General features: G+C 76.9%; 2 protein-coding genes. Both read right to left on the bottom strand.

The genetic code is table 11. The features are described 5' to 3' along the window. A partial coding sequence (locus ABZ805_RS27935; RefSeq protein ID WP_358446503.1) for an SDR family NAD(P)-dependent oxidoreductase occupies nt 1-4409 on the bottom strand: 4409 nt, incomplete at its 3' end. Nucleotides 4410-4423: 14 nt separating this feature from the next. Next, nucleotides 4424-12916 (bottom strand): type I polyketide synthase, encoded by an 8493-nt coding sequence (locus ABZ805_RS27940; protein WP_358446505.1) that lies wholly within the window; start codon nt 12914-12916, stop codon nt 4424-4426. Between the last annotated feature and the right edge of the window lie 45 nt (nt 12917-12961).

A 12961-nucleotide genomic window follows, 5' to 3' on the forward strand; every position in this document is an offset into this window, starting at 1 on the left:
GCGTCCACCTTCGGCCGCAGCACCGCCGCCAGCCGCTCCGCGTCGAGCGCGTCCACCACGCCGTCGTCGACGACGCCCGCGGCGTGCACCACGGCCCGCAGCGGGTGCGGTTCGGGAATCCCGGCCAGCACCTCGGCCAGCGCCGCGCGATCGGCCGCGTCGCAGGCCGCCACCTCGACCTCGGCGCCGAGTTCGCGCAGGTCGGCGGCCAGTTCCGGGGCGCCCGCGGCGTCGAGCCCACGGCGGCTCAGCAGCAGCAGGTGCCGCACGCCGCGCTCCCGCACCAGGTGTCGGGCCAGCTCAGCGCCGATGCCACCGGTGCCGCCGGTGATGAGCACGGTGCCGTCCGGGTCCCAGGTGGCCGGTTCGGCGGGCACGTCGGCGCGGGCCAGCCGGGCCGCGAGCACCCGGTCACCGCGCACCAGCACGTCCGGTTCCGCGGTCGCGATCGCGGCGGCCAGCGCGTCCGGCTCCGGATCGTCGAGCACGAGCAGGCCGAACCGGCCCGGGTGCTCCGACGCCGCGACGCGGACCAGGCCGTGCACCGCGGCCGCCGCCGGGTCGGTCGCGGCATCGGCGGTGGCGAACAGCAGCCGGGCGTCCGCGAACCGGCCGAGCCAGTCCTGGACCAGCGCCAGCGCGGCCGCGGTGAGCTCGTGCGCGGACGCCGCCAGGTCCGGTCCGCCGCGCACCGGGACCACGACCGGCCCCGGCTCGTCGGCGAGCGCGGCGAGGTCGGCGGCCTCCGGCGCGCCGAGCAGGCCCGCCAGGTCCCACGCGGCGCCGATCGGTGCCAGCGCGGTCACCCGCTCCGGCCGCTCCTCGACCTGGATCGGCTCGTGGTCGAGCCGGAACAGCGCTTCGCGCGCGGTGGCGGCGGCACCGACGCCCGCGGCGGGAACCTCCCGCGCCAGCAGGGAATCGACGGTGGCGACGGGTGCGCCCTGCGCGTCCGCGACGACCACCGACACGGCGTCCTCGCCCGCGCGGGCGAGCCGGGCGCGCACCGCGGACGCCCCGGTGGCGTGCAGCGCCCCGCCTTCCCAGGCGAACGGCAGCCCGCCCCTGCTGATCGGCCCGAGATCGGCGAACGCGGCCGCCTGCTGCACCGCGTCCAGCAGCGCCGGGTGCAGGCCGAACTCGTCGGTGTCCACATCGGACGGTAGTGCGACCTCGGCGAACACCTCGCCGTCACCGCGCCACACCCGGTGCAGCCCGCGGAACGCGGGACCGTAGTCGAAGCCGAGCTCCGCGAGCCGCTCGTACGCCCCGTCCAGGGCCACCGGTTCCGCCGCGGGCGGCCACTCGGTCAGCGGCACCCCGGTGTCCGCGGCCGCGCCGAGCACTCCGGTGGCGTGCCGGGTCCACGGGGAGTCCTCATCGGCGCGGGCGAACACGTCCGCGGGGCGGCGGCCGTCCGCGTCCGGGGCGGCCACCCGCACCTGCACCCGGACCCCGCCGTCGGCGGGCAGCACCAGCGGCGCCGCCAGCGCCAGCTCGGCCACTCCCGCGCACCCGGTCTCGTCCGCCGCGCGCAGCGCCAGCTCCAGGAACGCGGTGCCCGGCAGCAGGATCCGGCCGCCGACGACGTGCCCGGCCAGCCACGGCTGCGCCGCCACCGACAGCACCGAGTCGAACAGCACCTCGTCACCACCGGCGAGCTCCACCCTGGAGCCCAGCAGCGGGTGGGATCCCGGACCCGCGGCGGGCGCGTCACCACCGCGGGTCCGGGAGGTCGTGGGCCAGAAGCGGCGGCGCTGGAACGGGTAGGTCGGCAGGTCCACCCGGCGGGCCCCGGTGCCGTCCAGCACCGCCGCCCAGTCCACCGGCACGCCGGCCACGTGCGCGCGGGCCAGCGCGGTCAGCGCGGTGCGTTCCTCGTCGCGGTCGGCGCGCAGCAGCGGCACCGCCACCGCGTCCGGCAGCAGCCGGGCGGCCAGCGCGGACAGCGTGCCGTCCGGGCCCAGTTCCAGGCAGGCCCGCACGCCGCGCTCGCCCAGCACGCGGACGGCGTCGGCGAACCGGACCGGTTCGCGCACGTGCCGCACCCAGTGCTCGACGTCCCCGAAGTCGGCGTCGGCAGTACCGGTGCGGGTGGAGGCGATCGGCAGCCGCGGGGTGCCGAAGTTCAGCCCGGCCACCACGGCCCGGAACTCCGCGAGCGCCGGTTCCATCAGCGGCGAGTGGAACGCGTGGCTGACCGGCAGCCGCGTCGTCCGGCGCCCGTCCCGCGCCCAGCGCTCGGCGAGCTCGTCCAGCCGCGCGGCGTCGCCGGAGAGCACCAGCGAGTCGGGCCCGTTGATCGCGGCGATGCCCACCTGCTCGGCCATGCCCGCGTGTTCGGCCAACACGGCCACGATCTCGTCCTCGGTGGCCTGCACCGCGAGCATCCCGCCCCCGGCGGGCAGCGCCTGCAGCACCCGGCCGCGCGCGGCGACGAGGGTCGCGGCATCGGCGAGCGAGAGCACGCCGGCGACGTGCGCGGCGGCGATCTCGCCGATCGAGTGGCCCACCAGGTGGTCCGGGTGCACGCCGTGGCTCGCCAGCAGCCGGAACAGCGCGACCTCGACGGCGAACAGCGCGGGCTGCGCGAACTCGGTGCGCTGCAGCACGTCCGCGTCCTCGCCCCACATCACCTCGCGCAGCGGACGCGGCAGGTGCGGGTCGAGCTCGGCGAGGACCTCGTCGAACGCCGCCGCGAACACCGGGAACCGGGCGTGCAGCTCGCGGCCCATCCCGAGCCGCTGCGAACCCTGCCCGGCGAACAGGAACGCGGACGGGCACTCCGGTGCCGCTGCGCCGTCCGCGACGACGGCGGTGCCGTCGGGTCCGGCGATCCGCACCGCGCAGTGCTCGAACGCGGACCGCGCCGCGGCGAGGGTCCACGCCACGTCCAGCGGTTCCAGGTCGGGGTGCGCGGCGAGGTGCGCGTCGAGCCGGTCCAGCTGCGCGGCCAGCGCCTCCGGATCGCGGGCGGACACCGGCAGCGCCACCGCGCCGGGCACCACCTGCCGCTCGCGCGGGGCGACCTCGACCGGCGGTGCCTGCTCGACGACGACGTGCGCGTTGGTGCCGCTGATGCCGAAGGACGACACGCCCGCGCGCCGCACCCGGTCCTGCTCCGGCCAGTCCCGGCGTTCGGTGAGCAGCCGGACCTCGCCCGCGGACCAGTCCACGTCCTCGGACGGCGCATCGGCGTGCAGGCTGCGCGGCAGCACCCCGTGCCGCATCGCGAGCACCATCTTGATCACTCCGGCGACGCCCGCGGCGGCCTGGGTGTGGCCGATGTTCGACTTCACCGAGCCCAGCCACAGCGGTTCGTCCCGGCCCTGCCCGTAGGTCGCCAGCAGCGCCTGCGCCTCGATCGGATCGCCCAGCGAGGTGCCGGTGCCGTGCGCCTCCACCACGTCCACATCGGACGGTGCGAGCCGCGCGTTCTCCAGCGCCGCGCGGATGACGCGCTGCTGCGCGGGCCCGTTCGGCGCGGTCAGCCCGTTCGAGCCGCCGTCCTGGTTGACGGCGCTGCCGCGCACCACCGCCAGCACCTCGCGGCCGTGCCGCCGGGCGTCGGACAACCGCTCCAGCACCAGCACGCCGGAGCCTTCGCCCCAGCCGGTGCCGTCCGCGCCCGCCGCGAACGGCTTGCACCGGCCGTCGGCGGCCAGGCCGTGCTGCGCGGTGAACGAGGTGAACGGTCCCGGGGTCGCCATCACCGAGGCGCCGCCGGTCAGCGCCAGCGAGCACTCCCCCGCGCGCAGCGCCTGCACCGCCTGGTGCAGCGCCACCAGCGAGGACGAGCAGCCGGTGTCCACCGTGATCGCCGGGCCCTCCAGGCCCAGCAGGTAGGACAGCCGCCCGGACAGCACGCACGCCGCGTGCCCGGTCGTGGAGTACACCTCCACGTCCTCGTCGGAGGCCTCCAGGACCTTGCCGTAGTCCTGGCCGGTGGTGCCGGTGAACACGCCCGTCGCCGAGCCGCGCAGCACCGACGGGTCGATCCCGGCGCGCTCCAGCGCCTCCCACGCGGTCTCCAGCAGCAGCCGCTGCTGCGGGTCCATCGCGACGGCCTCGCGCGGGGAGATGCCGAAGAACTCGGCGTCGAACTCGGCCATGCCGTCGAGGAAGCCGCCTTCGAGCGCGAGGCTGGAACCGGGTCCGCCACCGCGCAGCCGCTCCAGGTCCCAGCCGCGGTCGGCGGGGAACGGCCCGATCGCGTCGCGTTCGGCCGCGACGAGGTCCCACAGCTGCTCGGGGGTGCCGACGCCGCCGGGGAACCGGCAGCCGATGCCGACGACGGCGATCGGCTCGGCCGCCGCGGACACCAGCCGCTGGTTCTGCTCGCGCAGCCGCTCGATCTCCTTCAGCGAGGAGCGCAGCGCTTCGACGTACTGGGCGTTGGAGTCGGTCATCCCGGTCTCCCCGTTCACTCGCTGGTGCCGGTCGCCAGCCGCAGCAGGCTCTCGGCGTCCATGTCGTCGATGGAGTCCGCGGCCGCGGCGGGTTCGGCCGCGGCGGGCTCCGGGTCGTCCTCGGCCAGCCGCAGCACCATGTCCAGCAGGCCCGCCTGGCGCAGCCTGCCGAGCGGGATGGTGCTGAGGACCTCGCGGATGCGGTCGTCCGGATCGTCCGGCCGGTCCGCGGCGTCGCCGAACAGCTCGGCGGCCAGGTGCGCGGCCAGCGCCGACGGGGTCGGGTGGTCGAACACCAGCGCCGCGGGCAGCGGCAGCCCGGTGGCGGTGCGCAGCCGGTTGCGCAGCTCCACCGCGGTCACCGAGTCGAAGCCGACGTCCTTGAACGCGCGGGACGCGGGCACGTCGGACGCCCCGTCGTGGCCGAGGGTGGCGGCGGCCTCCCCGCGCACCACCTCCAGCAGCGCCTTGGCGCGTTCGGCGGCGGGCAGGCCGTGCAGCCGGTCCCGCAGCCCCCCGGAGTCGGCGGCCTCGGGTTCGGCGTCGAGCACCGCGCGGGCTTCGGGGAGCTCCGCCAGCAGCGGGCTGGGGCGGGCGGCGGTGAAGCCGGGGGCGAACTTCTCCCAGTCCAGCGCGGAGATCACCGCCGTCGCGGCACCGTCCACGATGGACTGGTCGAGTCCGCCGAGGGCGGCGTCCGAGCTCATCGCGGGCACGCCTTGGCGGCGCAGCCGGTCGCCCACCGCCTCGTCGGCCGCCATGCCCGCCTCGCCCCAGGTGCCCCAGGCCACCGCGGTGGCGGGCAGCCCGTGCGCGCGGCGGTGCTCGGCCAGGCCGTCGAGGAAGGCGTTCGCCGCCGCATACCCCGGTTGCCCACCGCTGCCCCAGGCCGCGGCACCGGAGGAGAACAGCACGAACGCGTCCAGCGGGTGCCCGGCGGTGAGCTCGTGCAGGTGCCGCGCCGCGTCCCGCTTGGCGCGCAGCAGTTCGGTGAGCCGCGCCCCGGTGAGTTCGAGCACCGGCGCGTCGCCGTCGGCGATCCCGGCGGCGTGGAACACCGAGCCGAGCTCGCCGACCTCGGCCAGCAGCTTCCCCAGCGCGTCCCGGTCGGCGACGTCGCAGGCGGCGATGGTGACCCGCGCGCCCAGCTCCCGCAGTTCGGCGGCGAGCCGGTCCGCGCCGGGCGCGTCGGGGCCGCGGCGACCGGCGAGCACCACGTGCTCGGCACCGCGCTCCACGGCCCACTTCGCGACGCGGGCGCCGACGCCACCGGTGCCACCGGTGATCAGCGCGGTTCCGGCGGTGCGGAACCCGCCGCCGGTGGCGGGCGCGGGGCGCAGCAACCGGCGGCCGTGCGCGGCGCCGTCGCGCAGCGCCACCTGGTCCTCGGTCCCGGCCGCCGCGGTGGGCAGCAGCCGCGCGGTGGCCGCGTCGAGTTCCGCGGGCAGGTCGAGCAGACCGCCCCACCGGTCCGGGAGCTCCAGCGCGGCCACCCGGCCCAGGCCCCAGGCTGCGGTCTGCTCGGGGCGCACGTCCTCGCCGGTCACGGATACCGCGGCCCTCGTCGCGCACCACAGCGGAGCGTCCGGTCCGGCATCGGCGAACGCCTGCACCTGCAGCAGCGCGGTGCCCACCGGGTCGTCCGCGGCCGCGACCAGCAGGGACAGCACCGAGCGGAACTCGCGGCCCGCGGTGGCCGCGCGCAGTTCGGCGGCGAGCTCGCCGCGTTCGGCCGCGCCGGTGCGGAGCACCTCGACGTCCGGTCCGAGCGAGTCGAGCACGGTCGAGGTCCACTCGTCCGCCACCTCCGGCACCACCACCAGCCGGGGACCCGCGGGGTCCGCCGCGGGCAGCCGGGTCCAGCCGATCCGGTAGCGCAGCCGCTCCACCTCGGCGCGGTGCCGGGACCGCTCCCGCCAACCGGCCAGCGCGGGCAGCACCGCGGCGCCGTCCACGCCGAGCTCCGCGGACAGCGCGTCCGGGTCGCCGCGGTCGACGAGCTCCCAGAACGCCGAATCGGGCGCACCGCCGCGTTCCGGGCGCCGGGACCACCAGTACGGGCGGTGCTGGAACGGGTAGGTCGGCAGCGGCACGGGCCGCGCGGGCGCGCCGGTGAGCACGCCCGTCCAGTCCACGTCCACGCCGTGCACGTGCGCCTCCGCCAGCGAGCGCAGGAACCGGCGCGGCCCGCCGTCGTCGCGGCGCAGCGTGCCGAGGACCACCGCCGGGTCCGGGCAGGCGTCCTCGATCGTCTCCTCGACGGCCGCGGCCAGCACCGGGTGCGGGCTGATCTCGACGAACGCGCGGCGGCCGTCGGCCAGCAGCGCGCGCGTCGCCTCGGCCATCCGCACGGTGCGGCGCAGGTTCGCGAACCAGTAGTCGGCGTCCAGGTCGGTGGTGTCCAGCCGCTGCCCGGTGACGGTCGAGTAGAACGGGATCGTCGCCGGGCGCGGGGTGATCGGGGCCAGCACCTCGGCCAGCTCCGCGCGCACCTGCTCGACGTGCGGGCCGTGCGAGGCGTAGTCCACGTTGACCTTCCGGGCGCGGACCTCGCGGCGCCCGCACTCGGCGAGCAGCTCCTCCAGCGCGTCGGGTTCGCCGGACACCACCACCGAGGACGGCCCGTTCACCACGGCCAGCGACACCCGCTCCGCCCACGGTTCGAGCAGCTCGGTGGCGCGTTCCGCGGACACGGCGAGCGACACCATGCCGCCCTGCCCGGCCAGCGCCAGCAGCGCCTTGCTGCGCAGCGCCACGACCCGCGCCGCGTCCGGCAGGGACAGCGCGCCCGCCGCGCAGGCCGCGGCGATCTCGCCCTGGGAGTGCCCGATCACCGCGGACGGCGTGCAGCCGTGGGACCGCCACAGCTCGGTGAGCGCGATCATCGTGGCGAACAGCGCGGGCTGCACCACGTCGACCCGCTCGGCCAGCTCCGGTTCGGCGGTGCCGTCGAGCACTTCGCGCAGCGACCAGTCCACGTGCGGTGCCAGCGCTCGCGCGCACTCGTCGACGGCGGCCGCGAACACCGCGGAGGTGGCGAGCAGCTCGCGGCCCATGCCGCGCCACTGCGACCCCTGCCCCGGGTAGACGAACACCGGGCCGGGTCCGCCGACGTCGCTGCCGCGCACCGCGTCCCCGGCGCCACCGGTGGCGATCGCGTCCAGCCCCGCGGTGAGTTCGGCGGTGTCCGCGCCGAGCACGACCGCGCGGTGCTCAAACCGGGCGCGGGTCGTCAGCAGCGACCAGGCGAGTTCCGCCGGGACGGTGCCGGGCGCGATCGCGGCGAGCCGGGTGGCCTGCTCGCGCAGCGCGGGCTCGGACTTCGCCGACAGCACCCACGGCACGATCCCGTCCCTGCCACCGGGTTCGTCCCGTTCGGCGGCGGGTTCGTCCGGGGCCTGCTCCAGGACGACGTGCGCGTTGGTGCCGCTGATGCCGAACGCGGACACGCCGGCCCGCCGCGGCCGTCCCGGATTCCACTCGACCTCGTCGGTGAGCAGCCGCACCCGGCCCGCGGACCAGTCGACGTGCTCGGTCGGTTCGGCGGCGTGCAGGGTGCGCGGCAGCACGCCGTGCCGCATCGCCTCCACCACCTTGAGCACGCCCGCGATGCCCGCGGTGGCCTGCGAGTGCCCGATGTTCGTCTTCAGCGATCCCAGCCACAGCGGCGATTCCCGCTCGTCCGCGCCGTAGGTGGCGAGCACGGCCTGCGCCTCGATCGGATCGCCCAGGGCGGTGCCGGTACCGTGCGCCTCGACCGCGTCCACTTCGGACGGTTCGAGCCCCGCGTCGGCGAGCGCGGCGCGGATCACGCGCTGCTGCGCGGGCCCGTTCGGGGCGGTCAGCCCGTTGGAGGCGCCGTCCTGGTTCGTCGCGGAACCGCGCACCACCGCCAGCACCGGGTGCCCGTTGCGGCGCGCGTCGGACAACCGTTCCAGCACGAGCACGCCGACGCCTTCGGCGAGGCTCATCCCGTCGGCGCCCGCCGCGAACGCCTTGCAGCGCCCGTCCGCGGCCAGCGCGCCCAACCTGCTGAACCCGAGGAAGTCCTGCGGACCGGCCATCACGGTCGACCCGGCGGCCAGCGCCAGCGAGCTCTCCCCGGAGCGCAGCGAGCGGCACGCCAGGTGCAGCGCCACCAGCGACGCCGAGCACGCGGTGTCCACGGTCAGCGCCGGGCCCTCCAAGCCGAGCAGGTAGGCGAGCCGCCCGGAGAGCACGCTCGCGGCGGCGCCGGTGATGTACTGGCCTTCGGTGCCGTCGTCGATGCCGAAGGTGCTCGCGCTGTAGCCCTGGTGGGTGGCGCCGACGAAGGTGCCGGTGGCCGTGCCGCGCAGCGACTCCGGGTCGATCCCGGCGCGTTCCAGCGCCTCCCAGCCGGTTTCCAGCAGCAGCCGCTGCTGCGGGTCCATCGCCTGCGCCTCGCGCGGGGAGATGCCGAAGAACTCGGCGTCGAACCCCGCCGGATCGTGCAGGAATCCGCCGAGCAGCGAGTAGGTGCGCCCGGCCCGCTGCGGGTCGGGGTCGTAGCGCTCGGCGAGGTCCCAGCCCCGGTCCTGCGGCGCCTGCCCGATCGCGTCGACGCCGTCGCGCACCAGGCGCCACAGCTCGTCGGGGCCGGTGACACCGCCGGGGAGCCGGCAACCGGTGCCGATGATCGCGATCGGTTCGTCCGCCGACCCGCGCACCTCGGTGCGGGTCCGGGCTCCACCGTCGAATCGGGTGGCGAGGTGCTCGGCGAGCGCGGCGGGCGACGGGTGGTCGAACACGACGGTGGTCGGCAGTGCGAGTCCGGTGGCGCGCACCAGCCGGTTCCGCAGCTCCACGGTGGTCACCGAGTCGAAGCCGACCTCGCGGAACGCGCGCCGGTCGGCGAGGCCGCCCGAGCCGCCGAGCGCGGCGCTCGCCTCGGCGCGCACCAGGTCCAGCAGTTCCGCGGCCCGCTCGGCCGCGGGCAACCCGCGCAGCCGGTCGGCGAACCCGCCGGTCGCCGCGGGGGCGTCGGCGCGGTCCCGCACCTCGGGGATGTCGTCGAACAGCGTGCTGGGGCGGGCCGCGGTGAACACCTGGTGGTACTCGGCCCAGTCCACGTCGGTCAGCGCCAGCACTCCGGCGTCCTCGTCCAGGGCGCGGCGCAGCGCGGTGAACGCGGTGGCGGGTTCGAGGATGCGCAGCCCGCTGCGGCGCGCCCCGTGCCGGTCGGCGGCGGCCAGCTCCGGGGAGTCCGGCCACTTGCCCCAGTGCAGCGAGGTGGCGGGCAGCCCGCGGGCGCGCCGCTGCTGCGCCAGCGCCGCCAGGTACGCGTTCCCGGCCGCGTAGGCGGCGTGCGCCCCGCTGCCCCACATCCCGGCGATCGAGGAGTACAGCACGAACGCGTCGAGGTCGGCGCCCAGCAGCTCGTCGAGGTGCCGCGCTCCGGAGACCTTGGCGCGCACCACCCGCTGCACCGACTCCAGGTCGAGCCCGTCGAGCGCGCCCAGTTCGATGGTGACGGCCGCGTGCACCGCGGTGCGGATCTCGTGGCCCGCCGCGGCGAGCCGGTCCAGCAGCGCGGCGAGCGCGTCCCGGTCGGCCACGTCGCAGGACTCGACGGTGACCTCGGTGCCGAGCTCGGCCAGTTCCGCGACCAGCTCCGGCACGCCCTCGGCGTCGGGTCCGCGCCGCGAGGTGAGCACGATGCGCGCCGCGCCCTGCTCCGCGAGCCAGCGCGCCAGGTCCGGCCCGATCGCGCCGGTGCCACCGGTGACCAGCACGGTGCCGCGCGGTTCCCAGCTGCGCACCGGGCGCGGCGCGGCGGCGCGCACCACGCGGCGGGCCAGCACCGCGCCCTCCCGGATCGCCAGCTGGTCCTCGCCGGAGGCACCGGCGAGCACCGCGGCCAGCGGGGGCGCGGTCCGCTCGTCCGGTTCCGGCAGGTCCACGGTGCCGCCCCAGCGCTGCGGGTGCTCCAGCGCGGCCGTCCAGGACACGCCCAGCACCTGCGCCTGCACCGGGTTCGGCACCGGGTCCGCCGCGGTCGCGGCCACCGCGCCTCGGGTCACCGTCCACATCGGAGCATCGATTCCCGCGTCGCCGAGGGCCTGCACCAGTGACACGGTCAGCGCCAGCCCCAACGGCAGGTCCGGGTACCGCGCCCCGGGTTCCTCGTGGTGGGCGAGGGTGGAGAGGACGCCCGCGAACTCGCCCGCACCGGCGAGCTCCGCCGCCAGCACCGCTCTGTCCACGTGGGACTCGTCGAGTTCCAGCCGCACCACGTCTACGCCCTGCCCGGCCAGCGCGTCCGCCACCTCGTCGGTGCCGTCGCCACCGGTTCCGTCGGAGCCCTCGCTGCCGCTGCCGACCAGCAGCCAGCGCCCGGCCGGTGCCCCGTCCAGGTCGCCGACCGGCTTCCAGGTCACCTCGTAGCGCCACTCGTCGGCCGCCGACGCCGCGCGGCGCCGCTCCCGCCACGACGACAGCGCGGGCAGCACCGCGGCCAGCGCCGCCTCGTCCACGTTGACCTGCGCGGTCAACGCCCGCGCGTCCTGCTGCTCCACCGCCGCCCAGAACTCCGCGTCCGCCGGGTCGCCCGCCCGCGACGGCTCGGTCCAGAACCGCTGGTGCTGGAAGGCGTACGTCGGCAGCTCCACCACGCGGCCGCCCGCCAGCTCCCGCGACCAGTCCACCGCGACGCCGCGAACGGACAGCTCCGCAGCCGCGGTCCGGAACCGGTCCAGGCCGCCGTCGTCGCGCCGCAGCGTGCCGACGGCCACCGCGGGCACCTCGCGCCGCTCGATCAGCTCCTGCACGCCGGAGGTCAGCACCGGGTGCGCACCGACCTCCACGAACACCCGGGATCCCCGCTCCAGCAAGGCCTCCACCGCCGGGGCGAACAGCACCGCGCTGCGCATGTTCCGGTACCAGTACTCCGGATCGGTGACCGCCTCGGTGCACCACTCGCCGGTGACGGTGGACCGGAACGGCACCTGCGGCACCCGCGGGGTGATGCCCGCGAACGCGGCGAGCAACTCCTCCCGCAACGGCTCCACGTGCGCCGAATGCGATGGGTAGTCCATCGAGACCCGGCGGACCCGCACGTCCTCCGCCGCCAGTTCCGCCGCCAGCGCGTCCAGCTCGGCCTCCGCGCCGGACACCGCCACCGACGCGGGACCGTTCACCGCGGCCAGCGCGAGCTCCCGGCCCTCGATCCGCCGCTGCACCGCCTCCCGCGGCAACGCCACCGACAGCAGGCCGCCGGTGCCCGCCAGCCGCTCGCCGATGATCCGCCCGCGCCGCGCGACCAGCTGCGCGCCGTCCCGCAGCGACAGCGCCCCCGCCACCACCGCGGCCGCGATCTCGCCCTGCGAATGACCCACCACCGCATCCGGTTCGACGCCGCGGGACCGCCACAACTCCGCCAGCGCCACCATCACCGCGAACGTCGCGGGCTGCTGCACCTCGTCCCGCTCCAGCGACGGCGCACCGTCCGCGCCGCGCAGCACCGCGGTCACCGACCAGTCCACGAACTCGGCGAACACCGCCTCGCACTCGGCGACGCGCGCCGCGAACACCGGCGACTCGTCCAGCAGCGCGCGGCCCATCCCGGCCCACGCCGAACCCTGCCCGGGGAAGGCGAACACGACACCGCCGTCGACATCCGCGACGCCCCGCAGCACCGACGCGTCCGGGGCGTCCGCGGCGAGCGCGCGCACTCCGGCGCCCAGCCGCTCCCCGTCCGCGCCGAGCACCACCGCGCGGTGCTCGAACGACGAGCGGGTGCGCCACAGCGAATGCCCCACGTCCACCGGATCCGCGGCGTGCCGCGCGAGGTGCTCGGCGAGCCGGCCCGCCTGCGCGCGCAACGCCTGCTCGGTGCGGGCGGACAGCACCCACGGGACCGCGCCGCCCGGAACCGGTGCCACGGCGTCGGCCCCGGCTTCGGACTCGGCCCCGGCTTCGGACTCGGCCGAGGCTTCGGCCGCGGCTTCGGTCTCGGTCTCGGACTCGGCTTCGGACTCGGCGGCCGGCGGCGCCTCCTCCAGCACCGCGTGCGCGTTGGTGCCGCTCACCCCGAACGAGGACACCGCGGCCCGCCGCGGCCGATCGGTGGCGCCCGGCCAGTCCACCTGCTCGGTCAGCAGGCGCAGCGAACCGGCACTCCAGTCCACGTGCGGCGACGGCTCCGCCGCGTGCAACGTGCGCGGCAGCACCCCGTGGCGCATCGCCTGCACCACCTTGATCACGCCGCCGACCCCGGCCGCCGCCTGCGCGTGCCCGATGTTCGACTTCAGCGAACCCAGCCACAACGGCCGGTCCCGGTCCGTCCCGTACGCCTCCAGCAACGCCTGCGCCTCGATCGGATCGCCCAGGGACGTCCCCGTGCCGTGCGCCTCCACAGCGTCCACATCGGACGGTTCCAGCCCGGCGCTCGCCAGCGCCCGCTCGATCACCCGCCGCTGGGCGGGCCCGTTCGGCGCCGTCAAGCCGTTCGACGCGCCGTCCTGGTTCACCGCGCTGCCGCGCAGCACCGCCAGCACCTCGCGCCCGTCCCGCTGCGCGTCCGCGAGCAGATC

This window comes from Saccharopolyspora sp. NPDC047091, assembly GCF_040643635.1.
Classification (GTDB): domain Bacteria; phylum Actinomycetota; class Actinomycetes; order Mycobacteriales; family Pseudonocardiaceae; genus Saccharopolyspora_C.